Origin of the sequence: Mycobacterium sp. URHD0025, assembly GCF_000426065.1 — a bacterium.
GTDB lineage: Bacteria > Actinomycetota > Actinomycetes > Mycobacteriales > Mycobacteriaceae > Mycobacterium.
The window spans coordinates 163,205-187,963 of sequence record NZ_AUEQ01000016.1 but is presented as its reverse complement, the minus strand read 5'-3'; the positions used below and the strand labels follow the sequence as shown (position 1 = coordinate 187,963).

At 66.9% G+C, this 24,759-nt stretch carries 29 protein-coding genes and 4 tRNA genes; 14 read left to right on the top strand and 19 right to left on the bottom strand.

All coding sequences use genetic code 11. The features are described 5' to 3' along the window. Positions 1-14 precede the first annotated feature (14 nt). From H977_RS0125080 to H977_RS0125070, 3 genes are read right to left on the bottom strand one after another with little or no spacing between them, the layout of a single operon-like run. A complete protein-coding gene (locus H977_RS0125080) occupies positions 15-887 on the bottom strand; it encodes a universal stress protein (protein ID WP_029110441.1) in 873 nt (290 codons plus the stop codon). Then, a complete protein-coding gene (locus H977_RS0125075) occupies positions 880-1,785 on the bottom strand; it encodes a universal stress protein (RefSeq protein ID WP_029110440.1) in 906 nt (301 codons plus the stop codon). Before H977_RS0125075 ends, H977_RS0125080 begins: the two co-directional genes overlap by 8 nt. A 59-nt stretch (positions 1,786-1,844) precedes the next feature. After that, a complete protein-coding gene (locus H977_RS0125070) occupies positions 1,845-2,927 on the bottom strand; it encodes a CaiB/BaiF CoA transferase family protein (RefSeq protein WP_029110439.1) in 1,083 nt (360 codons plus the stop codon). Positions 2,928-2,944: 17 nt separating this feature from the next. Here H977_RS0125070 and H977_RS0125065 point away from each other — a divergent pair, with 17 nt between their 5' ends. Next, complete coding sequence (locus H977_RS0125065) at positions 2,945-4,612, top strand: alpha-keto acid decarboxylase family protein (protein ID WP_029110438.1); 1,668 nt, start codon at positions 2,945-2,947, stop codon at positions 4,610-4,612. Between the two features lie 4 nt (positions 4,613-4,616). Here H977_RS0125065 and H977_RS0125060 read toward each other — a convergent pair whose 3' ends face one another. After that, on the bottom strand, positions 4,617-5,057 hold the full coding sequence (locus H977_RS0125060; protein ID WP_029110437.1) for an SRPBCC family protein: 441 nt from the start codon (positions 5,055-5,057) through the stop codon (positions 4,617-4,619). Positions 5,058-5,090: 33 nt separating this feature from the next. Here H977_RS0125060 and H977_RS0125055 point away from each other — a divergent pair, with 33 nt between their 5' ends. Further along, positions 5,091-5,438, top strand: coding sequence for a UBP-type zinc finger domain-containing protein (locus H977_RS0125055; protein WP_029110436.1), 348 nt, complete (start codon positions 5,091-5,093; stop codon positions 5,436-5,438). Here H977_RS0125055 and H977_RS0125050 read toward each other — a convergent pair. Together H977_RS0125050 and H977_RS0125045 are read right to left on the bottom strand one after the other, a co-directional pair. After that, the gene (locus H977_RS0125050) at positions 5,435-6,991 is read right to left on the bottom strand and encodes a phytoene desaturase family protein (RefSeq protein ID WP_029110435.1); all 1,557 of its coding nucleotides are present in this window, start codon (positions 6,989-6,991) and stop codon (positions 5,435-5,437) included. The genes H977_RS0125055 and H977_RS0125050 overlap by 4 nt on opposite strands. Positions 6,992-7,040: 49 nt before the next feature. Next, a complete protein-coding gene (locus H977_RS0125045) occupies positions 7,041-7,646 on the bottom strand; it encodes a TetR/AcrR family transcriptional regulator (RefSeq protein WP_029110434.1) in 606 nt (201 codons plus the stop codon). Positions 7,647-7,734: 88 nt separating this feature from the next. Between H977_RS0125045 and H977_RS0125040 the strand changes: the two genes are divergently transcribed. Continuing rightward, a complete protein-coding gene (locus H977_RS0125040) occupies positions 7,735-8,211 on the top strand; it encodes a DUF2834 domain-containing protein (RefSeq protein ID WP_029110433.1) in 477 nt (158 codons plus the stop codon). Here H977_RS0125040 and H977_RS0125035 read toward each other — a convergent pair. Genes H977_RS0125035 through H977_RS33860 form a run of 5 tightly spaced genes read right to left on the bottom strand, consistent with a single transcriptional unit; the run spans position 8,204 to position 12,585 of the window. Beyond that, on the bottom strand, positions 8,204-8,803 hold the full coding sequence (locus tag H977_RS0125035) for a TetR/AcrR family transcriptional regulator (protein ID WP_029110432.1): 600 nt from the start codon (positions 8,801-8,803) through the stop codon (positions 8,204-8,206). The genes H977_RS0125040 and H977_RS0125035 overlap by 8 nt on opposite strands. A 48-nt stretch (positions 8,804-8,851) precedes the next feature. Next, positions 8,852-9,421 carry a YdcF family protein gene (locus H977_RS0125030; RefSeq protein WP_029110431.1) on the bottom strand — a complete coding sequence of 190 codons (570 nt, stop codon included), beginning with the start codon at positions 9,419-9,421 and terminating at the stop codon, positions 8,852-8,854. Positions 9,422-9,481: 60 nt separating this feature from the next. Next, the gene (locus tag H977_RS33865; protein WP_051289052.1) at positions 9,482-10,165 is read right to left on the bottom strand and encodes an NUDIX hydrolase; all 684 of its coding nucleotides are present in this window, start codon (positions 10,163-10,165) and stop codon (positions 9,482-9,484) included. 12 nt (positions 10,166-10,177) lie between these two features. Then, positions 10,178-11,719 carry a nicotinate phosphoribosyltransferase gene (locus tag H977_RS0125020; RefSeq protein WP_029110430.1) on the bottom strand — a complete coding sequence of 514 codons (1,542 nt, stop codon included), beginning with the start codon at positions 11,717-11,719 and terminating at the stop codon, positions 10,178-10,180. Between the two features lie 2 nt (positions 11,720-11,721). Continuing rightward, complete coding sequence (locus tag H977_RS33860; protein WP_051289051.1) at positions 11,722-12,585, bottom strand: phosphoribosyltransferase family protein; 864 nt, start codon at positions 12,583-12,585, stop codon at positions 11,722-11,724. A 226-nt stretch (positions 12,586-12,811) separates the two neighbouring features. Here H977_RS33860 and H977_RS0125010 point away from each other — a divergent pair, with 226 nt between their 5' ends. The 5 genes from H977_RS0125010 (at position 12,812) to H977_RS0124995 (ending at position 16,102) form a co-directional block, all read left to right on the top strand. After that, on the top strand, positions 12,812-13,729 hold the full coding sequence (locus H977_RS0125010) for a TIGR04222 domain-containing membrane protein (protein WP_029110429.1): 918 nt from the start codon (positions 12,812-12,814) through the stop codon (positions 13,727-13,729). Next, on the top strand, positions 13,726-14,592 hold the full coding sequence (locus H977_RS0125005) for an MbnB/TglH/ChrH family RiPP precursor modification enzyme (RefSeq protein WP_036477097.1): 867 nt from the start codon (positions 13,726-13,728) through the stop codon (positions 14,590-14,592). The genes H977_RS0125010 and H977_RS0125005 overlap by 4 nt, the downstream gene beginning before the upstream one ends. Continuing rightward, a complete protein-coding gene (locus H977_RS34990) occupies positions 14,589-14,789 on the top strand; it encodes an SCO6045 C-terminal-like domain-containing protein (RefSeq protein ID WP_081681835.1) in 201 nt (66 codons plus the stop codon). Before H977_RS0125005 ends, H977_RS34990 begins: the two co-directional genes overlap by 4 nt. Before the next feature lie 81 nt (positions 14,790-14,870). Further along, the gene (locus H977_RS0125000; RefSeq protein ID WP_502691202.1) at positions 14,871-15,629 is read left to right on the top strand and encodes a L,D-transpeptidase; all 759 of its coding nucleotides are present in this window, start codon (positions 14,871-14,873) and stop codon (positions 15,627-15,629) included. A 110-nt stretch (positions 15,630-15,739) separates the two neighbouring features. Next, positions 15,740-16,102, top strand: coding sequence for a hypothetical protein (locus H977_RS0124995; protein ID WP_029110426.1), 363 nt, complete (start codon positions 15,740-15,742; stop codon positions 16,100-16,102). Between the two features lie 7 nt (positions 16,103-16,109). On the opposite strand, the gene H977_RS0124990 is transcribed toward H977_RS0124995, so the two are convergent. Then, entirely contained in the window at positions 16,110-16,685 is a 576-nt protein-coding gene (locus tag H977_RS0124990; RefSeq protein WP_029110425.1) for a hypothetical protein, read from the bottom strand. 556 nt (positions 16,686-17,241) lie between these two features. Here H977_RS0124990 and H977_RS0124985 point away from each other — a divergent pair. Beyond that, entirely contained in the window at positions 17,242-17,754 is a 513-nt protein-coding gene (locus H977_RS0124985; RefSeq protein ID WP_029110424.1) for a UCP032817 domain-containing protein, read from the top strand. A gap of 120 nt (positions 17,755-17,874) precedes the next feature. Here the strand turns inward: H977_RS0124985 and H977_RS0124980 are convergent. From H977_RS0124980 to H977_RS0124970, 3 genes are all read right to left on the bottom strand, one after another. Next, a tRNA-Phe gene (locus tag H977_RS0124980) sits at positions 17,875-17,948 on the bottom strand. A 41-nt stretch (positions 17,949-17,989) separates the two neighbouring features. Next, positions 17,990-18,066 (bottom strand) — tRNA-Asp (locus H977_RS0124975). A 35-nt stretch (positions 18,067-18,101) separates the two neighbouring features. Continuing rightward, a tRNA-Glu gene (locus tag H977_RS0124970) sits at positions 18,102-18,174 on the bottom strand. 133 nt (positions 18,175-18,307) lie between these two features. Between H977_RS0124970 and H977_RS0124965 the strand changes: the two genes are divergently transcribed. Next, positions 18,308-18,383 (top strand) — tRNA-Lys (locus tag H977_RS0124965). An 81-nt stretch (positions 18,384-18,464) separates the two neighbouring features. Here H977_RS0124965 and H977_RS0124960 read toward each other — a convergent pair. Beyond that, a complete protein-coding gene (locus H977_RS0124960; RefSeq protein WP_029110423.1) occupies positions 18,465-18,830 on the bottom strand; it encodes a group I truncated hemoglobin in 366 nt (121 codons plus the stop codon). A 196-nt stretch (positions 18,831-19,026) separates the two neighbouring features. On the opposite strand from H977_RS0124960, the gene H977_RS0124955 reads away from it, so the two are divergent. Beyond that, positions 19,027-19,383 (top strand): DUF732 domain-containing protein, encoded by a 357-nt coding sequence (locus H977_RS0124955; protein ID WP_029110422.1) that lies wholly within the window; start codon positions 19,027-19,029, stop codon positions 19,381-19,383. A gap of 28 nt (positions 19,384-19,411) precedes the next feature. On the opposite strand, the gene H977_RS0124950 is transcribed toward H977_RS0124955, so the two are convergent. Continuing rightward, positions 19,412-20,422, bottom strand: a complete 1,011-nt coding sequence (locus H977_RS0124950; RefSeq protein ID WP_036477094.1) for an oxygenase MpaB family protein — start codon at positions 20,420-20,422, stop codon at positions 19,412-19,414. Positions 20,423-20,502: 80 nt separating this feature from the next. Between H977_RS0124950 and H977_RS0124945 the strand changes: the two genes are divergently transcribed. Further along, positions 20,503-21,087 carry a TetR/AcrR family transcriptional regulator gene (locus H977_RS0124945; protein WP_029110458.1) on the top strand — a complete coding sequence of 195 codons (585 nt, stop codon included), beginning with the start codon at positions 20,503-20,505 and terminating at the stop codon, positions 21,085-21,087. Between the two features lie 11 nt (positions 21,088-21,098). Here H977_RS0124945 and H977_RS0124940 read toward each other — a convergent pair whose 3' ends face one another. Together H977_RS0124940 and H977_RS0124935 are read right to left on the bottom strand one after the other, a co-directional pair. Continuing rightward, positions 21,099-21,539 carry a hypothetical protein gene (locus H977_RS0124940; protein WP_029110420.1) on the bottom strand — a complete coding sequence of 147 codons (441 nt, stop codon included), beginning with the start codon at positions 21,537-21,539 and terminating at the stop codon, positions 21,099-21,101. Positions 21,540-21,718: 179 nt separating this feature from the next. Continuing rightward, complete coding sequence (locus H977_RS0124935) at positions 21,719-22,093, bottom strand: hypothetical protein (RefSeq protein ID WP_502691201.1); 375 nt, start codon at positions 22,091-22,093, stop codon at positions 21,719-21,721. 249 nt (positions 22,094-22,342) lie between these two features. On the opposite strand from H977_RS0124935, the gene H977_RS0124930 reads away from it, so the two are divergent. Beyond that, positions 22,343-23,344, top strand: a complete 1,002-nt coding sequence (locus tag H977_RS0124930; RefSeq protein WP_029110418.1) for an acyl-ACP desaturase — start codon at positions 22,343-22,345, stop codon at positions 23,342-23,344. Continuing rightward, positions 23,341-24,525: a tRNA dihydrouridine synthase DusB gene (gene dusB / locus H977_RS0124925; RefSeq protein WP_155946813.1), complete on the top strand. Its 1,185-nt coding sequence runs from the start codon at positions 23,341-23,343 to the stop codon at positions 24,523-24,525. Before H977_RS0124930 ends, dusB begins: the two co-directional genes overlap by 4 nt. Positions 24,526-24,759 lie beyond the last annotated feature (234 nt).

Here is a 24,759-nt window from a genome sequence, read left to right as displayed (position 1 = left end):
TGGAAGGGCTGAGCTCAGCTTCGCGCGACGATCACCGGTGTCGTGGAGGAATTGACGACCGCGGAACTGACCGAGCCGAGGAGCAATCCGGTGAATCCGCCGCGTCCACGATTGCCGACCACCACGAGCTGTGCGGTTTCCGCCTGGGACAGCAATTGCCGGGCGGGCTTGTCGGGCATGACCACGCGCCGCACCACCACATCGGGATACCGCTCGCACCATCCGGCCAGTTGCTCAGCAAGCGCACGCTCAGCTTCGGCACTCAGGTCTTCCCACTTCACGTCGGGAAACTCGAAGTTCAGATCCGTCCAGGTGTGCACCACCACGAGCTCCACACCGCGGCGTGACGCCGCGTCGAACGCGATCTCTGTGGCGAATTCGGAGGCACGTGATCCGTCGACCCCGACCACCACGGGCCCCTCCGACGAATAGTCGTTGTCAGGGATCACAGCGACCGGTCCGTGGGCATGCGCGGCGATACTCGAGCTGACCGATCCGAGCAGGCGGCGCCCCCATTTGCTAAGACCGCGAGAGCCCACGACCACCAGATCGGCCTGTCGTGAGTATTCGATGAGCGTGGCAACCGCGTGCCCGGGAACCGCTTTCGCGATGATGCGGGGTTCCTGCTGCCCGGCAATGGTGGTGACGGCGACGCGGCGCGCGGCATCGAGCACCGCCTGGCCCTGCTGATCCTGGTAGTCCCAATAGTCCTGCGGCAACGCAACATCCAGCCAAACGGGTGACGCGGCACCCGGGAGCGCGTGCACCAGTGTGAGCCCGACACCCCGCAGCACGGCTTCGCGCGCCGCCCAGGCGACCGCTGCGTCTGAGGACGGCGATCCGTCAACTCCGACGACGATGCCGTGCCGGACGTCGTGATCACTCATCCGAATCTCCTTCTGGTGCAGCGCGACAGATGATCACCGGCACGGGGCTGTGGTGCAGGAGGTTCAGGCTGGTCGAACCCAGCAGCACACCGGCCAGTGCGTTGCGACCCCTGGAGCCGACCACCACGAGCCCTGAGTCGGCGACGTGTTTCAGCAGCGCCTTGCCGGGCGAGTCCGGCTCGATGAAACACTTGGCCTCGATGCTTGGGTGACGTTTGTTGTGGACGTCGACGGTCTCGGTGAGGTCGGCCAGTTCGGCGGACTCCACGCCATCCCAGTCGATCAGCAGGGGGATGGTGACACCCGTCTCGGCCGGTGCGGCCAACGACAACGAGCGCACAGCATTGACCGCCAGCCCGAACTGATCGGCGAACTCGAATGCCGTCGCCAGCGCGACCTGCGCGGCGGGACTGTCGTCGACACCGACCACGACAGGGCCGTCCCCCGGTACGACCCGGTCCCCACGGAAGGCCACCACCGGGCACGCGGCCCGGGTGGCTACCGACAGCGCCGTCGATCCGAGCAGCAGCGCCGCGGCCGGCGTGACCTTCTTGCCGCCGAGGACAACGAGACGCGCGCCGGCACCGGCGTCGATCAGCACCTGGTCGGCGGGTTCGTTGAACGACACCGTGGACACCGACAGCTCGGGGTGATCACCCCGCACGGCCTCCTCAGCGGCCTTGAGGAAGGCGTCGGCCATGTCGCGCTGATACGACATCATCGCTGCGGTAAACGCAGCCGCGGTCTGGGTCAGGTTGCGGCCGACGGACGGCAAAGCGTGCACGATGCGCAGCGGTGCGCCGAAGCGCGACGCAACCGCGCCTGCCCAACGGGCCGCAGCGAGCGCGCCATCGCTGCCGTCGATTCCAACCACTACGGGTGCGTTCGAGGAAGTCACACCTTCATCGTGGCCGCTGTGGATCGCAATGGCCAGGGACCAAAGACCTCAGCTGCCCGTCAGGTCCAGCCGATGTCGGCGATGTCGGTGCTCGACTGCGGTGGCCGTCCGGGTGCCGCCGGCGACGTCCGGGAGAACCGCGGAGCCGGGGCGGCCTGCTCGACGCCGTCCACGGTGATCAGTGTCGACCGGTCCCGTAGATGCTCACTCTTGGCGGCCTCGCCCCAGGTGAGCACCGGTGTCACGCAGGCATCGGTGCCCGAGAAGATCTCCGTCCATTCGTCGCGCGTCTTGGTGGCGAAGCGCTCGGTGAAGATGGCCCGCATCTCGTCGTAGCGGGTCAGCTCGAACTGGCCCGGAATCTCGCCGGGGTCCAGGCCGAGACCGGCGACCAACTGTGCGAAGAACTGCGGCTCGATCGACCCGACCGCCATGTAACCGCCGTCAGAGGTCTCGTAGGTCCGGTAATACGGGGCACCGCCGTCGAGCAGGAACGACTCGCGTTCATCGCGCAACGATCCGGTGGCCCGCATGGTCCACATCATCTGCGACAGCATGCTGACGCCGTCGACCATCGCGGCATCGATCACCTGCCCCTTACCGGAGCGCTCCCGCTCATACAGCGCGGTGACGATGCCGATGACGACGAGCATCGAGCCGCCACCGAAATCCGCGACGAGGTTGAGCGGCGCCACCGGCGGGCGGTCGCGATAGCCGATCGCCGAGAGGGCGCCCGTCTGCGACAAGTAGTTGATGTCGTGACCGGCGGTGGTGGCCAGCGGACCGTCCTGGCCCCAGCCGGTGATCCTTGCGAAGATCAACCGCGGGTTGACGGCCTCGCACTCGGCCGGACCGATGCCGAGGCGCTCGCAGGTTCCGGGCCGGAAGCAGTCCAAGAGCACATCGGCCTTGGCGACCAGATCCAGCAGCTTGCCCGGCTCGGCCTTGACGTCGAGGTCCACGATGCGCTTGCCCCGGTGCAGCAGGTCGACGTTCTCGGCCGGCATGGTCAGCCCACCCGGTCGGCGCACCCGCACCACGTCGGCGCCCAGGTCCGACAGCATCATCGCGGCATGTGGCCCGGGGCCGATGCCGCCGAGTTCGATAACTCGCACTCCGGCGAGCGGTCCGGTATTGGTCATGCGAGGCACACTAAAGGATGAGCGAAAACCCCTACACCGTCGGCGACTATCTGCTCGACCGGCTCGCAGAGCTCGGCGTCACCGAGGTCTTCGGCGTCCCCGGCGATTATCAGCTGGAGTTCCTCGACCACGTCCTGGCCCACCCGACCCTGCGGTGGGTCGGCGGCGCCAACGAACTCAACGCCGGCTACGCCGCCGACGGCTACGGCCGGCTGCGTGGCATGGCCGCACTGGTCACCACGTTCGGGGTCGGCGAACTGTCGGCGGCCAACGCGATCGCGGGAAGTTACGCCGAGCATGTGCCGGTGGTACACATCGTCGGCGCGCCGTCCAAGGATTCCCAGGGCGCGCGCCGGATCGTGCATCACACCCTCGGTGACGGCGACTTCGAGCACTTCCTGCGGATCAGCCGCGAAATCACTTGCGCCCAGGCCAATCTGGCTCCCGCGACGGCGACACGTGAGATCGACCGGGTGCTCTCAGAGGTCCGCGAGCAGAAGCGGCCCGGCTACCTGTTGATCGCCACCGATGTGGCCCGGTTTCCCACCGAACCCCCCGCCGCGCCGCTGCCCCGCTACACCGGCGGCACGAGTCCGCGGGCGCTGTCGATGTTCACCGCCGCGGCCGCCGAGCTGATCGGGAAGCACCGGCTGACCGTGCTCGCCGATTTCCTGGTGCACCGGCTGGGCTGCGTCGAGGAACTCAGCGCGCTGCTGGCCGCCGACACCGTCGGCCACGCCACCCTGATGTGGGGCAAGAGCCTGGTCGACGAGAGCTCACCGAACTACCTGGGCATCTATGCCGGTGCGGCCAGCGAGGATTCGGTGCGCGAGGCGATCGAGGACGCGCCGGTGCTGGTGACCGCGGGCGTGTTGTTCACCGACATGGTCAGCGGATTCTTCAGCCAGCGCATCGACCCGGCGCGCACCATCGACATCGGCGTCAACCAGAGTGTGGTGGCCGGACAGGTCTACGCCCCACTGGACATGGCAGCCGCACTCGACGCCCTCACCGCCATCCTCACCGAGCGCGGTATCACCTCACCGGCGCTGCCCCCGCTACCGGCGCGGCATCCCGTCGACCCACCGGGCCGCGACACCGCGCTGACCCAGGAAGCTCTGTGGGACAGGCTTTCCCAAGCGCTGACCCCGGGCAACGTGGTGCTTGCCGATCAGGGCACGTCGTTCTACGGGATGGCCGGACACCGATTGCCCTCGGGGGTGACGTTCATCGGTCAGCCCCTGTGGGGCTCCATCGGCTACACACTGCCGGCCGCTCTCGGGGCCGGGCTCGCCGATCGCCGACGCCGCACGGTGCTGCTGATCGGCGACGGCGCCGCCCAGCTGACCATCCAGGAGCTCGGCGCGTTCGGCCGCGAGGGCTTGGCGCCCGTTGTGGTCGTCGTCAACAATGACGGCTACACCGTGGAACGCGCAATCCACGGCATCACAGCCGAATACAACGACATCGCCGGATGGCGCTGGACCGAGCTGCCCGCAGCCCTCGGCGTCCCCGATGCACTCACGTTCCGGGTCAGCACCTTCGGCGAGCTCGACGATGCCCTGACGAAAGCCGCGGCCACACCGGATCACATGGTGTTCGTCGAGGTGATGCTCGGCCGGATGGACATCCCGCCCCTGCTGACCGAGCTGGCGCAGTCCGCCTCGGACGCCAACTCGAGCTGACGGGCTAGCCCTTCTTGACCTTGAGCACCTGCTTGCGCAGGCCCTGTGTGGCGGTTTCGACGCCGCCCTTCATGGTCCGCTTCAGGATGAAGCCCGGCAGTGGCACCGACAGGTCGATCGTGATGTCGAACCGCACCTTGGTCTTGTCGCCGTCGGGGGTCAAGGTGTAGCTGGCATCCTGGGCCTTGAGCTGACCGGCGCTCACCAGCGTCCAGCTGACCTTGTTCTCACTCCAGGTGTATTCGATCACCTGCTCATCGGTCAGCCCCGCGGCCTTCACCGTCATCTTGACCCGCTTGGGCCGGCCATCGTCGTAGCTCTCGAGGATCTCGGCGCGCTGGTACTGCGGCGACCAGCTCGGCGTCGCCTCCACGTCGGCCACAACATCGAGGATCTCCTGCGGGGTCGCCTCGATGACTACTTCACGGGAATCGCTGGTTGCCATGCGGCGAGATTACTCGCGGCTACGCTCGGAGATATGAGCAATGCCGTCGATCCGACCGCTCGTCCCAGCGGACCCGGGTGTGCGGAGTGCACCGCCTCAGGAGGCTGGTGGGTACACCTGCGGCGCTGCGCGGCGTGCGGTCACATCGGGTGCTGCGACGATTCGCCGGCCCGCCACGCATCGGCACACTGGCGTGAAAGCGGACACCCGATCATCCGCTCGTTCGAACCAGGCGAGGACTGGTTCTGGAACTTCGAGACCAACGAGTACTACGACGGGCCCGAGCTGGCGCCCCCGCAGCATCATCCGAAAGATCAGCCGGTACCCGGCCCGAAGGGGCGGGTACCCAAGGACTGGGCCGAACAGTTGCGTAACCGCTAGCCGGCCAGCACCGCCTTGGCGGCGTTGTAGCCGGGGATGAAGGTGATACCGGGGCCGCCGTGGCAGCCGGCGCTGGCCAGGTACAAGCCTTCGATGGGAATCGGTTGGCCGACATATCCTTTGGGTCCGGGCCGGTTCGGGCCCATCTGCTCTGGATGAATCAGACCGTGGCAGTAGTCGCCGCCCGGCGCGCCGAACATGGTCCCCATGTGGCGCGGGGTGAATGTGGTGTGGCGGATGATCCGGCGTTCGAAATCCGGTGCCAGCCTGGCGATCTTCTCGATCACGCGTCGGCCCATCTCGGCTTTCATCTCGCCGTACCCTGATGTGGACTCCTCGACCGGGAACCACAGCGCAAACGCCGAGGCGGCATGTTTGCCCGCAGGGGCCAGCGTCGGATCGTGGGCCGACGGAATCTGGAAGGCGATCGCGGGATCGGCGGGCACGATCCCGTGGCGGGCGTCCTGCCACTGCTGTTGCAGCTCTTCGGGAGTGCTGAAAAGCCCGATGGCAGCTTGCATCTCAGGATCGTTGAGTACTTCGTACGGACTGTCGAAGCCGGGTGCCCCGTCGAGCGCGAAGTGCATCTGCAGGTAACTACCTCGATGGTCTATGCGGGTGAACCGCTCGCGCACCTCGGCCGGCAGCGCCTCGGGGTCGAGCAGCTTGGTGACCGTGGTGTCGGGGGCGATCGCCGAGACCACAACGGGCGCGGTGATGGTCGTGCCGTCAACCAGTCGCACCCCGGTGATCCGGCCGGCCTCGACCGATATCCGATCGACACTGCTACGCAGTCGCAGCTCACCACCGGCCGCCGTGAGCATGCCGTCCAGATGTTCTGTCAGGGCACCGATTCCGCCCACCAGCTTCTTCATCAGCATGGCGTTCTCGTCGGGCACCGCCAGCCCGTAGGCGAGGGCGGCCGCGCTGCCCGGCGTCTCAGGACCGCGGTAGGTGGTGTTGACCGCCAGAAAGGCCAGCATGCCACGCAACGCACCGTGCTTGTCCCGGTCGGGCAGATAGCGGTCCAGCACATCGCTGACCGATCCGAACAGCAGGTCATCGATTGCGGCGCGCTCGGATTCCGTTGTCGCACAGGCGTACATCTCATCGAGCGTGCGGGGCGGACGGCCCGCGTCGAATCGGCCCAGCGCTCGGGTGGGCGCCAGGCTCCAGGCCATCAGCCCGGCCATCCCGGCCACCGCATCGGCGCCGTGGACCTCACCGAGGTGGGCCAGCATCTTCATCGGGTCGGCGTAATAGACGACGGGCGGGTCACCGATTCCCCGCAGTGACACCGACATGACTTCCAGGTCCACGGTCGGCAAGCTGTCCAGGCCGAGTTCGGTGCTCACCACCGCCGCGGTGGGGAACTGCAGCGAGCCGGCGATCTCGAACCGGTAGCCGTCGAACAATTCGACGGTCGATGCCATGCCGCCGGCGTATCGCTTGGCCTCCAGGCACAGGGTCCGCAGCCCCGCCCGGGCCAGCATGGCCGCAGCGGCCAGCCCGTTGTGCCCCGCGCCGATCACGATCGCGTCGTAGTCCGCCATCGACTGAGGCTGACACCGAGGCTCATGTTTTGTCAATAATGACAAAACATCAATCAAGCCCGGTGCGCAGCGCCTCCAAGGCGGTCCGGCACATCCGCGCCAGCTCGGGCAATGAACGCTCTCCCGCCTTGTCGCCGACCATCCACAACTCCATGGCACCGAACACCGCGGCCGCCACACATCTGGCCGTGACCACGACCCGCAGTCCGTCGTCGCCGTGCGGTACCGCTCCGCGGCGCGCCACGAGAACCTCGGCGACCGCATCGGCGAAGTCGGATTCGACCTGCCGGATGTGCCGCACGATCCGGTCCGGGTCGAGCTCCGCCGCGCGCATCCCAGCGATCTTCGTGACCGCGTCGACGTCATACGGGAAGGCCAGGACCGCGGATTGCACCGAATCGAGGATCGATTCGGTCGCCGGACGCTCCGCCAGCGCCGCCCGGAACCAGTGCAGGCCCGCGTCATAGTCGGCGAACAGCAGATCGTGCTTGGACGTGAAGTGCCGATAGAAGGTGCGCAACGAGACGCCGGCGTCGGCGGCGATCTGTTCGGCCGAGGTGGCCTCGACGCCCTGGGCGAGGAACCGCACCAACGCGGCCTGGCGCAGCGCCTCGCGAGTGCGCTCACTGCGCGCCGTCTGCGCCGGTCTGACCATGGCAGTGAAGTTACCGCACGGCCGAGAGGTGCCAACGGCATGAAATGTCAATATTGACAAAACTCGGCATCGGGAGTGTGCTCACGCCATGGTGTCGCTCATCGTTCATGCAGTGCTGGGCGTGGCCGTCGTCGCGCTCGTCATCCGCCTCAACCCCCACGTCTTCTCGCGTCCGCCCGGTCCGGTGCTCTCCCGCGTCGAGGTGGCCTACTACGTCGTCGGCCTGGCCTCGATCCCGATCTGCTGGTACTTCAACATGCAGTTCGTCGCGCATTACGCCCAACCGGACGGCAATCCGATCTGGGGACCGGGCAGCTGGGCCGAATTCATCGCGCTGGGGTACACCAACCCCGCGGCCGGCTCGGCCAGTGCCGACTACACGATCGCGAATGTCATTCTGCTGCCGCTGTTTACGATCATCGACGGGCTGCGCCGCGGCATTCGCCACCCATGGCTGTTCTTCGTGGCGAGCCTGTTCACGAGCTTCGCGTTCGCGTTCGCCTTCTACTTCGCGACCATCGAACGGCAGCGCCGCCACCAGCAGGCGGCGGTGGCCGTCAGCTGACCGGCCTCAGCATCGCGGTGCAGGCCGCCACCGCATCCTCGGTGATCTCCCCTATCTGACCACCGCTCTCCACGGTGATCGCGGTCAGCTCACGCAACCCGCCGATCATCATGATGGTGCGACGCCGCGAGATCGACACACCGGCCGAGCGGAATGCTTCGTTGTCCGTCAACGCCTGCACCATGGCGATGAAATTCTCCATCGACTCGCGCTGCAGGGCGCGCGCTGCGGTTCCCATGGTCGGTAGATCGCGAATCCAGGCCAGCATCAATTCGGGATTGGCCTCATAGGAGGCGATCCAGGCCTGGACGGCTTGGCGGACCTGATCCTGCCAGGGCGCGGTTCGGTCTACGCCCCCCGCGACCTCACGCACATGTCTGGTGTTGACGCTGGTCAACAGCGCTACGAAACACTCCTCACGACTCCCGAAATGCTCATAGAAGGTGCGTCGCGACGTCTTGGCCCGGCGCACGATGTCAGCGACGGTGGTGTTCTGATACCCGTCCTCCACGATCGACTCGATCATGGCGGCGAGTAGACGCGCCCGGAAGGCGCTCTTGTCGGCCTCGACCGACGTGGTGGGACTGTTCATCTCGGGCAGTCATCGTAATGCCGGCCAGGGGTGCATGGTGTGGCTGTTTCAGCCGATCGGCGTCAACGGACTCAGCACGTCACGCACGAACTGGGCGATGTTCACCGACGGATTGCCGTCGGGGAAGCTCACCGTGGCCAGCACATTGCCACCGGCATCGGCGAAGTTCTGGTCGGCGCGGCCCTGATGCGTCGACGACGTCACCACGATGATTCCCGTCGCGCCCGCCTTCTTCGCGAGCGGAACCGAGAACTGTGCATTCTGGACGGTGCTGTTCGCCCGGTCCTCGACGATGATGCGGTTGGCCGGAAGACCAAGCATGACAAGCAGATTGCGCATCTGTGCGGCCTCGGTCTGCCCGTTCTTCGGGTTGCCGCCGGTCACGATGACCGGGGCCTGCGGGAACGCCTGCGCGATCGCGAGGCCCGTGAGCACGCGGTGATACAAGATGGCGCGCATCGAGCCGTCGGGCTTCAGCCCGTAGCCGAGGATGACGATGGCGGGCTTGGTGAAGTCCTTGCCGGCCACGGGTGGCGCGGCCGGCGCGGGTACCGGACTGGCGATCAGCGCCAGGGCACACACCAGCGCCGCGAGCACACCCCGCAGACATTTCCGCATCTCACCCCCTACAGCTGCGACACCTGTGAATGTCGTTGCCAATGAGATTGATGTTACCGATTAGGCAAATGTGGCGTCAGTGCTCACATAAACCGTCTCGGGGCGCGTGACAGCTGCCACCTTGCCGCCCGGCACCAGCACCGTCGTCCTGGACCTGCGCCGACGCACCGCCTCCGCAGTGGGGGCGTGTTCCGGATCCCGCCCCGCCAAGTGGTGCAACAGCCGCAGGGTGGACCACAGCCCGGTGCCGGTGGTTCCGTGCGCAGCGTCGGTCGATACCAACGCCCGGGCCACCGCACTGTCGGTGAACAGCCCATCGAACGCCCGGCCCGCGGCCGCGGCGAGCATGCGGTCATGGCCGAACGGCATCGGGGCCGGAATCCGGTCGCCCGCCCTGATCAACACCGCGCCTTGACCCGGGGAGCACACCCGGGTGAGGCACACCAGTGAGACCGTGTGACCCCGCTCGTCACGGCTGGGATCGGACACCACGGTGATCGGAAACGGCTCGGTACCGTCGAGCACCTGCGTATGCGCTCGCTCGTCGGCGATCCAGCCGGCAGTCTGCGCGACCGTCTGCCCCCTCGCCGGGTCCATCACCGCGCCGGGCAGCGACAGCTGCCCGGCGTGCGGGGCGCGTTCACGGCGGTAGAGCACCAGTGCCGGGTCGTCCGGATCGTCGGTGATCGCCACGAGGTCCACCGACAGCCATGTGCGCTGATCGTCTGCGGGTTCGTCACGCACATTCCAACTCTGTCATGCCACCTCTTCCCGTCGGATCTTCGCGGCCTCAAACCGAGCCCAACTGGCACGAAGCTCGGCGCGCACCCCGGCGAACGTCGTGGCGCCGGCGAACACACCGTCCTCGAAGACCGTCCGCAGTCGCGAATTGGCCTCCTGGTCGGCGGTGGCTCGCTGCAGCAGTGCCAACGAGCCGTCCATGCCGCCCAGCACCGCCAGCCGGCCGCGTGCCGAACGCTTGGTACCCGAATCGGTGACCGGATCCTTGAAGATGTCGCGACCCTGCCCGTCCACCTGCACCCACGTCGCCTTCACTGCCAGCGAGAAGGTGTCCCGAGTGACGAATTGGTATGTATAAGAACCAAATCCGAATACTGGGACGGTCGAAACATAGCCCTGCCGCATCAGGTTCGCGGTGATCGAATCGGCCCGCTCGAAATTGATCGAGTCGCCGTAGATCACGCCGACGTGCGGGTCCAGTTCTCGGTAACCGGCAGTGTTCTCGGTGGTCCCGAACGTCTCGGCCAGCAGGTTCACCACGCCCTTGCGCTGCGGGCTGCCGGCCGGTGCGGCCGGATCACCACACAGGATGAGCTCCGGTTCGCCAGAGTCGGGGCGGATCACCAGTTTTCCGTCCCGCGCCATGATCGTGTCCTTCAGCGCGGGCAGGAACTCCGTCACCACCTGCCACAGGTCCCAGCTGTCGCTGACCACCGAGACGATGCCCGACGGATACAGGTCCAGCAGGCGCCCGAACGTGGCCAACTCCCCTTCCGGCCCGTTCGCTGTCATCACCGAGTGCTCGGTGGCCGGCACCGAACCGCCCAGCACGGTCCCGTCGGGAGAGCCTGGGTAGAACCGGTCGATCCAGCCCAGCGCCGACAGCGAATCGGTGCCGGTGAAGCTCAGCAGGTGCGCGGCGCCACTGACCGACGCCGCACCCATGCCGGCCATACCGCGGGCCGAGAAATCATGGCCCTGCCAATCGACTGCGGCCGGCGCGGCACCGGAGGCCTCGGCACGCTCGTCCAGCAGGCACCGGTTGCGCCAGGCCGTGGTGGCCGACGTGATGGGCTGCCACAACGCGGCCGACAGATCGGTCTCGATGTAGTTGGTCAGCCAGAAGAACCGCGGCTCGGTGTTCTCCACCGTCAGGTACGGGATACCCAGCGGGGTGACGGTCCCCTCGGGCAGCGCCCGGAACCGCAACGGCAGCCTTCCGTAAGCGTGCAGATCGCGAATGTGCTCGGAGCCAACGCTATTCGGTCCCAGGATGTCGCTGACACGTTCCTCGTAGGCGCGGCACACCTCATCGATGTCGGCGTCGAAGAAGGTCTGCCAGCGGGCCGCCAGATCGGTCAGGTACGCCTGCAGCCCGAAGAACACAGTCCAGTCGACCTCCGGGATGCGGCTGCCGCGGGCCGTCAGGTTGGAATACACGAACTCGGTGCGCTCCGGGTACTGCCTGCGGTGATCGAGCTTGTATGCGTCGGTCTCCATCAGCACGGTCAGCGCGTCGATGGTGGCAGGGCTGTAGTCGCGTGAGTTGAAACTCATGATCAGTTCTCCATTTCGGTGAGCAAGGACACGACGTGCTCGATCAGCGGCACCTGCCGGACGTCCGCGGGCAGGGCATCCGGGGCGATGCCGGGGCTGGTGTTCGCGGCGGTGATCGACGCGAAGTGCGGCAGCAGGTTCTCGCGCCACCGCCCCGTGAACAGGCCGTGGGTGACCCACAGGTGCAGTTCGGCAGCGGGCTCGGTTTCACGGATGGCCTGGGCAAGACCGGCGAAAGTGCCTCCGCCGTCGCAGATGTCGTCGACCAGCAGGTACCGGCCCGGCTCCAGATCGTCGGGCGCGGTGAACCCGGACAGCGCTCCTGTCTTCGGGTCCCGCACCTTGCCCGCCGTCAACAGCCTCACGCCGAGCCGGTTCGCGACCGCGCCGGCGCGGCCCACGGCACCCTTGTCGGGCGCGATCACACCGTCCCAGTCCATCTGGGCCAGTGGGGATTCGGCGATGAGATCGGTAGCGCTGACGGCATGGACGGCGGCACCGTAGGCCTCGGCGGATGCGGCCCAGGCGCCGGAGTGCGGGTCGGCGGCGACGACGTCATGCACTCCGGTCGCCGCGGTCAGGCGCGCGACACCTTGTGCGTCGTAGGTCGCATCGTGATCGCCGCGCGCGGACGGCAGATACGGCATCACCAGGATCGGGCGCGCGTCTTTGTGAAAGGCGACCCATTGCGCCACCGCGGCGAAATTCAGGGTACCTCCGGCGTTCCAGGCGACGGGTCGCCGGCCGTCGGAGACGGGCTCGAGGTGGCGGACGGCGACGTCCCCACCGGGGTAGGCCTCGACGGCTCCGGGCGCGGTGTCCAGTCGCCGGGTGGCTGGATCGAAGGTGTGGAAGCTCAGGCTCATGACCGAAGCGTACCAGAGATATGGGCATATCTGCCCACATCTTTTTCATGACGCCGCTCGCTGTTCGGGCACCCGAAATTTCCTCAGACAACAGCCACCAAGTCCTCAAGGCCTCCTATCCATGGCCGTGCACGCTGGCGGGACCACAGATCCACTGAAAGTTGTGACCGGTAAGGAGTTTGACGCGAGCAAAGTGATCTGAACCGAACACCCAGGAGGTGATGTGATGTCGATGAAGGAAATGCTTGATCGGTACGCCGAGGCGATAACCGCAGAGGGGTACGGATATCTGGCCGCATTGGCGGTGACGGTGGTCTTCGCGGTGCTCTGGCGGATCTCCGTTGCTCCGCGGCGTCCCGCGACAACCGAGCCGCTCAGCCCCACCGAGTTGGCGTTCCTGCGATCGGACATCGCCCCGGTGGTGACCTCGCTGGCCAGCCTGCGCGCCAGTGGGCGGATCACCGCCGACCGGCAGGTGGACCGCGCGGTGCAAGGCCCGGAAATCGACCGGTTCACCGGACAGATGCTGGAACGGGTCGACACCGATCCGGACCACACCGTGCCGGGTCTGTACGCGGCATCCACAGACCAGCTCGCAGCGCTGGAACAACACCTGAGCCTGCGCGGCCTGATGCGCACCAAGGCCGAACGGACCCGCATGCGCTGGGGCACAGCACCATCGATCATGGTGATGGCAATCGGCATCGGCTACGGCATCTACCTGATGACGACGCTGTCCGACCATCCGATCCACACCGTCACGTTCAGTGCCATCGTCGTCGCCACGGTCCTGTACGGGGCGTTTGTGCTCCCGCACCTGCTGGGCGTGAATCGCCTGACCCGTGCGGGCCGGCGTTTGCTCGCCGCCCAACAGAAGGAACTGGCATATCTGGAACCGGCGAAGAAGCCCGCCTTCGACACCTACGGCCCGGCCGCGGTGGCGATGTCGGTGGCGCTGTTCGGCACCGGTGCGTTGTGGATGCTGGACTCCGATTACTCGACCTCGGTGCAACTGGCCGGCGACTCGTCCGGCGGTGGAACCGACGGCGGCGGGTGCGGCGCCTCCTGCGGGGGTGACGGCGGCGGTGGTGGCGGTGGTGGCGGCTGCGGTGGCTGTGGCGGCTGCGGAGGTTGCGGAGGATGAGTGCCGCAAGCCGCACCGTGCCCGCGCTGGGCGATGTGGGCCTCGGCTGGCGGCGTGAGATCGCCGGGGTGATCGCCGATCTGCGGCCCGGGTTCTGCGAGGTGATCGCCGAGTCGATCCCGGTCCGTCGCCGTCGCGCCCGGCCCGATCCGGCCCTGGCGGATCTGGCCGCCCGCGGCGTCCCGGTGATCCCGCACGGGGTCGCACTGTCGCTGGGCGGGGCAGAACCCGTGCAGCCCAGGCGCGTACGACGGCTGGCCGCGTGCGCGGACGCGCTCGGCTCACCGGTGGTCAGCGAGCACATCGCTTTTGTCCGCGCCGGCGGGATCGAGGCCGGGCATCTGCTGCCGGTGCCACGCACCCGGGAAGCCCTCGATGTGCTGGCGGCCAACATCGCTCGCACCCGTCGCGAGCTTCCGGTTCCACTGGCGCTGGAGAACATCGCCTCCTTTGTGGAATGGCCGGAGTCAGACCTCACCGAATCGGAGTTCCTCACCGAGTTGGTGGAACGCACCGGGGTGCTGCTGGTTATCGACGTGGCGAACGTCTACGCCAACGCACGCAACCGCGGACGTGATCCGCTGCAGGAATTGGCGCGGCTGCCGGTGGAGCAGGTGGCCTACAGCCATGTCGCAGGAGGTCGTCAGGGTGAGAATTTCTACCACGACACCCACACCGCTCAAACTCCGCCGGAGGTGTTGGACCTCGTGACCGCGCTGCGCGAACGCGTCGACACCCCGTTCATGCTGGAGCGCGACGGTCAGTTTCCGCCTGCTACAGATCTTTTCGACGAGTTGGACGCGATCGCCGCGGCGGCGGGGGCTGCTCCGATCACGACCGGGGCGAGGGAGGTGTGGGTATGACGCGAACATTGGCTGCGCGGCAGGAAGCGCTGGTTCGGGCGTTGGTGGCCGGGGGTCCCGTGCCGCCGGGCTTCGATCCGGCAGCGGTGGCCGCGGCAGGCGAGGTGTGCCGTCACAAACGGGATGCGCACTCAGTGTCCACCACTCGTCGGCGCTGGTGGTGGCCGGTGCGCCGCTCAGATTCCGGACAGGTCTGACCAGCATGACACGATGGTGAGATGACTGACTGGACGAGGAGAAGACTTTTCGGCGCCGTAAAGGCGGCCGGAGCGGCTTCGATGGTGGGATGTGCGTTGGTGTTGGGTGCCGGTGCCGCGCAGGCAGATCCGGCGCCGTTCGAGCCGCCCAGGCTGGTGCCGGCCGACGGCGCGACCGTCGGTGTGGCCCAGCCGATCATCATCAACTTCCCGGGTCCGGTCGACGATGCCGGTGCCACCGAGAACGCCATCCATGTCTCGTCGGTTCCGGAAGTTCCCGGCAAGTTCTACTGGATGACTCCCACGCAACTGCGTTGGCGTCCGCTGAGCTTCTGGCCCGCCCATACCTCGGTCACCGTCGACGCCGCCGGCACGGTGTCCAACTTCAACATCGGGGACGCGCTGGTGGCCACGGCCAACGACTCCACCCACCAACTGACCGTCACCCGCAACGGGACCGTGGAGAAAACCATCCCGATGTCGATGGGGATGGCATCCGGCGGCCACCAGACTCCGAACGGCACCTTCTACGTACAGGAGAAGATGCCGTCGGTGGTGATGGATTCGTCGACCTACGGCGTCCCGGTCAACTCGCCGAACGGATACAAGCTGACCGTCGATCTGGCCGTCCGGTTCGACGACAGCGGCGACTTCGTGCACAGCGCCCCTTGGTCTGTGGCTGATCAGGGCAAGCGCAACGTCAGTCACGGCTGCATCAACATCAGCCCCGCCAACGCGAAGTGGTTCTTCGACAACTTCAAGGCGGGCGACCCCATCGTCGTTCAGAACTCGACCGGCACCTACACCCGGCACGACGGCTCCAACGACTGGCAGATCTAGGTCTCGCGAAGCGCCGCAGCGAGCTTCCTCACCGCCCGGCGTCCGTCAAATACAAAGCGGCTCAAGCAGATCTCCACATCGAGCCAGCGCGCCGTGCCATGCTGCGGGGCATGGTCGAGATCGGATCCAGGCAGCGGAACCTTCCTGCACCGCCGCACGTGGTGTTCGACGATCTGACTGTGCCGAGCCGCAGTCCCGCCCGGTCGTGGCTGAACCTGCTCGACGACGAAGTGGCGCCCGTGGTGCTGGAGTCGCGGGCGCCGGGGCGGGTGGTGTGGTCCTCGCTGTGGCCGCGGCAGCCGGACGCGCGGATCACCTTCGAGTTACCGCAGGGCGGCCCGGGCGGAGGCACGGACCTGCGGTGGACGCTGTCGGTCGACGAGCCGGCGCCCGACGAGAAGATGGCCGGCCACATGCGCAAGCGCATCAACACGTTGATCCACGCGAACCTTCGCCAGACGTACGGTCAGTAGTGGTCGGTCACGAAGCTGTCCCCCCGGCGCGTTCGGTGATCATGCAGACGGTGAACCCGAACAGCCCCAGCACGGCCGCACACACGCTCGCGGCGAGTGCAACGCCGGGTCGGAACCACGCGGGTAGGTCGGCGAACAGCTCACCGGCGGTGAACACCACACCGATCAGCATCACCACGGTCAGCAGGATCCCGCTCACTGCAGCCACCGCACAGCAGCTGCCCAGAGTTCGCCACGCTCGTGCACGCCGCGCTCCGGGGTCTCCGGGGCGAAACGGCTCCAGGGCCTCTCTGACCTTGCCGGGCCAGCGGATGACGGCAATGTCGTCCACGTCGTCGGAATCGAGCCTGAGGTGTCGGAAGCCGATGGTCTGCCCGACCAGGCCGCGAGCGCTGCCGGGCATCGACAGCGGGCAGGTGACTGTCCGGTGAAGGATCCCGTGTCCCGGAACCTGGGCGCTGATGATGAGCGTGTCGGGGCCCTGCACCTCGCCCGGGGCATCCTCGATCACGTCATCGATCACGCCGACGGCGAGGTGTCCTTCGGTCGATCGGGAGCGCTTGCCTGCAGGCCTGCTGCTCATCGTCGGCCTCCTCCCGTCGGTCCAGTGTCGCTGTCCTCACGATCCTTCCACGAACTACTCGGGCTTCTTCCGCTTCGTCGTGGGTAGCTTCGGCCTGACCGCGGCCCAGTCGATCGTCACCACCCTCTGTCATCACGCGAGTGGACAAAATGGGAGTGGCACTTACCATTTCGCGCTGCGGCGCGGGCGGATGCGATACCGAAGTTGGGATCGGTAGCGTCGCGGCGTGTGGTCCGCTTCGTCCCGTAACGACATAGTCGACACGGGAGGACGAGATCATGTGGTGGATGATTCCGGTGGTGGTCATCGCGTTCGACCTGGCGCTCTTCGCGCTCTTCGCAACTGTGAAACGGCGGCGGCTTCGTGGCCCTGGGACTGCCCGCCGCGGGAGGTTCGGGTCTGTTGCCGGCGCCGGCGGGGCAGCCATCTGGGCGACCGGTGCTGACTCCAGTTCTAGCGACGGAGGCCATGGGGGCCACTCGGGTTGCGGTGGTGGCCACAGCGGCTGCGGCGGTGGAAGCAGTTGTGGCGGGGGCGGCTGCGGCGGGGGCTGCTGATGATCACGCTGCGAAAGGCCGGCGCTCGACATGCCGCCGGGCAGGTGATCGCCGATCTGGAATTACCGGAGGCGGTGTTCAAGACCTGTCCCTGGCAGCCGCGTGAACTCGTCGAAACCGGCCTGCGGCAGTGGTTTCGATGCTGTGCGGTAGCGCTGCGCGACGGTCAGACCATCGGGATGCCCTCGCGTGCAGTCGATGAAGCCTGGCATGGCCTGATCCTGTGCACCGTCCGCTATGCGGCATTCTGTGACGCCGCCTACGGGCGGTTCCTGCACCACCATCCCGAGGGCGGCGCTCCGCCTGACGGCGCAGCGGGCGACGAGTGCATGGATGAACAGTTGCGCCGCACCGTCATCGCATGGTCCATGGTCGCTGAGCCGGGTGAACGGTGCGTCCTGTGGGATCTGGACTCTCGTCTCGGGCTCGATGAGCCATGGGGCATCGCTGCGGACCGGGTCGCCGCCATCGACGCGGCGCTCACCGGCGACCCGCGTCTCCGCGTCGGGTGATCTCGACGGGGCCACCGCGCAGGCGACTAAATCCGGAATGGGTCAACGCGGTCATCGAGCGCTCGCGGCAACCCGGCGCCGAATACAGAAAAACCCGCTACGAATAGCGGGCTATCTCAGTGGCCAGGGCCGGGATCGAACCGGCGACCTTCCGCTTTTCAGGCGGACGCTCGTACCAACTGAGCTACCTGGCCGGAAGGCACCGGCTCTTGCAAACCGAACTGCCTCGCCGTGATGGCGACCCTGACGGGACTCGAACCCGCGACCTCCGCCGTGACAGGGCGGCGCGCTAACCAACTGCGCCACAGGGCCTTGCTTTCCTGCGTGCTCCACGTTTCCGTGGTGCGTACCCCCAACGGGATTCGAACCCGTGCTACCGCCGTGAAAGGGCGGCGTCCTAGGCCACTAGACGATGGGGGCCTGTCCGAATCTCTCCGGGGTACTCATCAACTCGTTCGTTGGGAGCTTCGATAGCTTAGGGTACAGATGCCCAAATCCTCAAACCCGGTGGTCGTAACACCAAAACCATCCATCTTGTACCCTGTCTTTTCGCGCCCCTATAGCTCAGTTGGTAGAGCTACGGACTTTTAATCCGCAGGTCCTAGGTTCGAGTCCTAGTGGGGGCACCACACACCCCGCCGCGAGGCGGGTCACGGTGCGGCTCACGCGCACTGCGCGGCAGCCGTTCACGCGCTCCGCGCAGCAGCCGTTCACGCGCTCCGCGCGGTCGCGATCTCGTCGGCCAATGGCGCTATCGCTGCGATGATCTGTCCGACGGTCGACTCCGGCACCCCGGCCTCGGCCAGGCTGTAGGCCAGGTGACCGGCCACCAGGTTGAAATGGTGCATGGTGATCCCGCGTCCCTGATGGACTTCACGCATCGGCGCACCGCGGTACGGCACGGGCCCACCCAGCGCGGCGGCGAAGAATTCCACCTGCCGGCCCTTGAGCCGGGCCATGTTGGTTCCGGTGAAGAATCCGGACAGCTCATCGTCGGCCAGCACCCGCCGGTAGAAATCCTCGACGACGGTCTCGAGTGCCTCTCCCCCGCCGATCTGGTCATAGATGGTCGTCATGGCGTCAGCATCGATCAATGCCGTTGCCCCGCAATTACCGCCGCGTAGCCGCTCCGCTACAGCGGCCTCACAGGTACGGGGATGCGTGAGCACCACGGGCCACACCCGTTTATCGTTATGGCCGGGGGTCGGTAGTGACACCCGGCGTGAACTCTTCACGTGCGGTTGTCGACAGTTCGAATGAAGGAGTCACCGAATGCTCTCCCGGCGCCCGCGCACCCGAGTCATGGCCACCGCGATCGGTGCCGCCGCGCTGGCCGCAAGCGCCGCATTCGGGGTCGCACCGGCCCACGCGGACCCTCAGGACGACCAGTTCGTCACCATCGTCAACGACCTGAACATCCCCACCGCCTCACCCGAGGAAGCCGGCAAGGTCGGTCGCGGAGTCTGTGACGCGCTCACGAAGGGCAAGATCGAGCCCGCCCGCACGGTACGGGGAGTTATCAGCCAGCTGATGAATCAGGCGGGCATCGACAAGCACCAAGCGACGAACCTGGTGCGCGGTGCGGTCAAGGTCTACTGCCCGCAGAACGCCGCGTTCGTCGGCCGCTGAGGCCCACGAGCGGTCCTGACGCGACGCGCTAAACCTTCGGGCAGTAGTGCATCCCGTTGTCGCGGTGCCCGATTGGCGGCAGGTTGCGGGCCGGGGTGTGCACCAGCGGAGCGTCGGCCGGAAGTCGTCCCGTGGCACGATCCCAGGCGCTACGCGCCCGTGGATGCATGCGCCGCCGCGCGGGCACCAGTGTGAAAACCTTGCCGACCACTTTGCCCAGCAACCGATGTACCTTCTCGTCGCGCTCAGACCAGGTGTAGCCCATCAATTCCCGCACTGCCGGGTGGTAGAGGCCGACGGTGAACCAGACGAACAACGGGTGCACCACGTACTTGCGCTGCAGGGCCCATATCCAGTCGGGCAGCTTCGACGCGAACGGCGGCTTCGGCAGCTCACTCAGATCCAGCACCTCGCGGGCAGCCTGGTTGTTCTCCAACACGTTGCGGCACATGTGTTCCCAGTAGACCTGGAAGTCCTCCCAGGTTTCCGGCACGGGCCGCATGCTCATCCCGTACATCGAGTACCACTGCTTGTGTTCCTCGAACAGCTGCCGCTTGTCGGCTTCGGAGATCCCGCCCGCGAGCCGGTCGGCGACGATGATCGTGCCGACGAAGAAGGTGGAATGCGCCCAGTAGAAGACCTCGGGATTCAATGCGTGGTAGCGGCGGCCCTGAGCGTCGGTCCCTTTGATGTTGACGTGGTAGTCGCGTACCTCGGCGCCGGTCCGCGGCGCGCGGTCTCCGTCGAACACCACGCCACCGATGGGATACAGCGAGCGCAACAGGCGTGGCCAGCGTTCCTGGAAGAAGATCGAGTGCTCCGTCACCGCCGCGCCGAGCTGCGGGTGCATGTTCTGCATCGACCCGGCCCACGGTCCCTGGAGCATGCCCCGCCAGTCGCCGAAGTACTTCCACGTCAGCGAATCCGGTCCCAGCGGCATCGGCGGCGCCTCGTAGCCACCCGGGGCAGCCGGGCAGCCGGAAGCCACGGCAGCGGATCCGCTGGTCACGGGGCATGTCTCAGAAGTATCTTGTGTCACAGGTGCGCTTTCTGCCGGCAAGACGATGGTTCTCTGTGAAATGTGACTACGTACGTTGTCACCAGAGCTTAGGAGTAGATGTGCCATCCGGTCAACGACGCGGCCGATGGTCGGGTGTTCCGCTTCAGGAACGCGCGGCTCGTCGTCGCGACGAACTGATCGCCGCGGGCGTCACCCTGCTGGGCAAAGCCGACGGCCCGGCATTGACGGTCCGCGCGGTATGCCGGGCGGCCGAACTCACCGAGCGCTACTTCTATGAGAGCTTCAACGACCGCGACACGTTCGTGCGGGCGGTTTACGACGACGTCTGCGCACGGGCGATGTCGGCACTGACCAATGCCGCCACACCCCGTGAGGCAGTGGAACGATTCGTCGCACTCATGGTCGACGACCCCACGCGCGGCCGGGTGCTGCTGGTCGCCCCGGAAACCGAACCGGTGTTGACCCGCTCGGGCGCGGAATGGATGCCCGACTTCATCGGCCTGTTGCAGCGCAAACTGACCCGCATCGCCGACCCGGTACGTCAGGCCATGGTCGCCACCAGCCTGATCGGGGCCCTGACCGCGTTGTTCACCGCGTATCTCGACGATCGCCTGCCGGCCAGCCGCGAACAATTCATCGACTACTGCGTCGACATGCTGGTCGGCCGCGTCGGCAGTTTCTGAGGAGGCTGCGCCTACTCGTCAGGGGTGCTGGCCTCGGCGATCGGCTCCTGCTCGGCCGCGGCGGCTTCATCTTCGGCGGCCTTGGCCTCGCGGCCCGCCGGGCTGCCCAGCGATGCGCCCGGATGGGTCTCGGTGGCATGGCCGCCGTCGCAATTGAGCGCCACCTGGGTCACGTCTTCTTTGTATTCGTAGTAGGTGTCGGAGGTTTGTGGCACCAACGGCCGGACAGTCCAGGCGTTGGTGACGATGCACTCGTCGCGCGGCAACCGACTGCCGACGGTGACAGCGACATGTGCGGTCCCCCCGCCGTCCTCGATAGCGGTGACGGCGTCGCTGTATGTCTGCCCAACGACGTCCGGCGCCGCATGGGCCGCCCCCGCGCCGACCATCGCGAGTGCAAAACCCGCCGCCGACGCCCCGATGACACTTCCGAACCCGATCGCGATCTTCATCCCGCCCGACCTTCCCCGTCCGGTGACCGCTCCCGGAGAGTGGGGTGCCAGCGTTTACGCCGCGCTTGTCAGCATCCCCCTCGTCCCGCGGCAAGGTGCCACAGAAGACTCTTTGGGAGCTGACCTGAAGTTTAGTCGGCAGTGGGCCTCACATCGAGCAATTAACGCCCACTTAACCGCTACTCATCAGGAGTGCTGACCTCTTCGAGCTGCTGCTGTTCCTCTGCAGCGGCCTCGTCAGCGGCAGCCTTGGCCTCACGGCCGGCCGGGCTGGCGACCGAAGCGCCCGGGTGGTTGGCGGTGGCGTGGTCGCCGTCGCAGTTCAAAGCGACCATGACCTCGCTGTCGGCATGCCCGTACGAGCCACCGCTGTCCCGCACGAACGGGGCGTCCCAGGCGTTGGTGACGATGCAATCGTCCTGGGACAGCTTGCTGCCCACGGTGACCGCCACCTTGGCGCTGGCTCCGCTGTCCTCGATCGCGGTCGAGGCGTCCGAGTAGGTTTGGCCGACGACGTCAGGCGCGGCGGCCGCAACGCCCGCACCGAACAACATGGATACGGCCGCACCGGTGGCAATTGCCGCTCCGGCACCAACGACAAGCTTCTTCACGTGTGCCCAACCTCCGAGCGTGGGTATCCGACAGATGTTCGTGCGGATCCTACAGTCGGCGCGGCCTCGCCGCAGGACTCGTAAACGAGCCCGGCGGGGCAACTTGATGTCACCGGTTTACACAGATATATTGACTGCAACCAGCAGGTACAGATAACTGAGCGTCCCAGGACGCGAGGAGGGTGAGGGCATATGACGCAGGAATACACCGACCTGCAGCTCCTGCACGAACTCGAGCCTGTCGTGGAAACCAGCATCAACCGCCACATGCGGATGCGTAAGGACTGGAATCCGCACGACTACATTCCGTGGTCGGACGGCAAGAACTACTACGCACTCGGCGGGCAGGACTGGGAGCCGGGGCAGTCCAAGCTTTCCGAGGTCGCCCGCACGGCGATGATCCAGAACCTGCTCACCGAGGACAACCTGCCCTCGTATCACCGCGAGATCGCGATGAACATGGGCATGGACGGCGCTTGGGGCCAGTGGGTCAACCGCTGGACCGCCGAGGAGAACCGCCACGGCATCGCCTTGCGCGACTATCTCGTCGTCACCCGTGCCATCGACCCCGTCGAGCTCGAAGAACTGCGCGTCGAGCAGGTCACGCGCGGCTTCTCTCCCGGCCAGAACCAGCAGGGCGACCTGTTCGCCGAGAGCCTGTTCGACTCCGTGATGTACGTGTCGTTCCAGGAGCTCGCCACCCGCGTCAGCCACCGCAACACCGGCAAGGCCTGCGACGATCCGATCGCCGACCAGTTGCTGCAGCGCGTGTCCGCGGACGAGAACCTGCACATGATCTTCTACCGCGACGTGTCCGCGGCCGGCCTCGACATCGCGCCCAACCAGGCCATGGGTTCCTTGCACCGGGTGCTCGACAACTTCAAGATGCCCGGATACACGGTGCCCGACTTCCGTCGTAAGGCAGTCATCATCGCCGTCGGCGGCGTCTACGACCCGCGCATCCACCTCGACGACGTGGTGATGCCGATCCTGCGCAAGTGGCGCATCTTCGAGCGTGAGGACTTCACCGGCGAAGGCGCGCGGCTGCGCGACGACCTCGGCCGCATCATCGAGGAGCTCGAGGATGCGTGCGACAAGTTCGAGGTCGCCAAGGAGCGGCGTCAGGAACGCGAGCGCAAGGTGGCCGAGAAGAAGGCCATGAAGAACCTGTTGGTGTCGTCTTCGTCTTCATGACCCTGACCGCCCCACCTCCCGCAGCGCCAGCGCCGGCCCGATCCCAACTGCGGATCGGGCCGTTCGCATTGCCCAGTCCCGTCGTCCTCGCCCCCATGGCCGGGGTGACCAATGTGGCGTTCCGCACCTTGTGCCGCGAGCTCGAGATCGCCCGCGCCGGCACCGTCAGCGGCCTCTATGTGTGTGAGATGGTCACCGCGCGAGCCCTGGTCGAGCGCCACCCCGTCACCATGCACATGACGACCTTCGGCCCCGACGAATCACCGCGATCGCTGCAGCTCTACACCGTGGACCCGGAAACCACCTACCTGGCGGCCAAGATGATCGCCGACGAGGGCATGGCTGACCACATCGACATGAACTTCGGTTGCCCGGTGCCCAAGGTCACCAAGCGTGGCGGTGGATCGGCACTGCCCTACAAGCGCCGGTTGTTCGGCCAGATCGTGGCCGCCGCCGTGCGCGGCGTCGCGGGGACCGACATTCCGGTGACGGTGAAGTTCCGGATCGGCATCGACGACGCGCATCACACGCACCTCGACGCCGGCCGCATCGCCGCCGAGGAAGGCGCGGCAGCCGTGGCACTGCATGCCCGCACCGCGGCCCAGCGCTACTCCGGAACGGCCGACTGGGATCAGATCGCCGCGCTCAAAGCCCACGTCACAAGCATTCCGGTGCTCGGCAACGGCGACATCTTCGAAGCCGACGACGCGCTGGCGATGATGGCCGCGACCGGCTGCGACGGCGTGGTGATAGGCCGTGGATGCCTGGGCCGGCCATGGTTGTTCGCCGAGCTCTCCGCGGCCTTCAACGGACGCCCGGCCGCCACCCCGCCGACCCTGGGCGAAGTGGCCGACATCGTGCGCCGCCACGGTGAGCTGCTCACCGCGCACTTCGGCGAGGACAAGGCCATGCGCGACATCCGCAAGCACGTGGCCTGGTACCTGCACGGATTCCCGGCCGGCGCCGATCTGCGGCGTGGCCTGGCCCTGGTCAAGACCCGTGCCGAACTCGACGAACTGCTCAGCCAGCTCGACGGCGACGCGCCGTTCCCGCCGGCAGCCGGCGGTCCGCGCGGCCGACAGGGGTCAGCCGCCTCGGTGTCACTGCCCGAGGGGTGGCTCGACGATCCCGACGACTGCGCGGTGCCCGTCGGGGCAGACGTGATGCACTCCGGGGGCTGACCTGCATACGCACCGAGATGACATCGAGACGGCACTGTCACCGGGTTGGGTCTAGCTCGGTCTCAGGATGCCTCAGTACGATGAAAACCCTGCCGCGACTGGCTCGACTGGCCAGTCCGGCACTGTGCTGCTAGAAGAGATGAGGAGAAAAACCTCAGCAGCACCCAGATCACACCGCGGGAACGATGCGCACCGACGCGCACGCGCGGCGAGCTCGAAGAGTCGGAGGCCGGT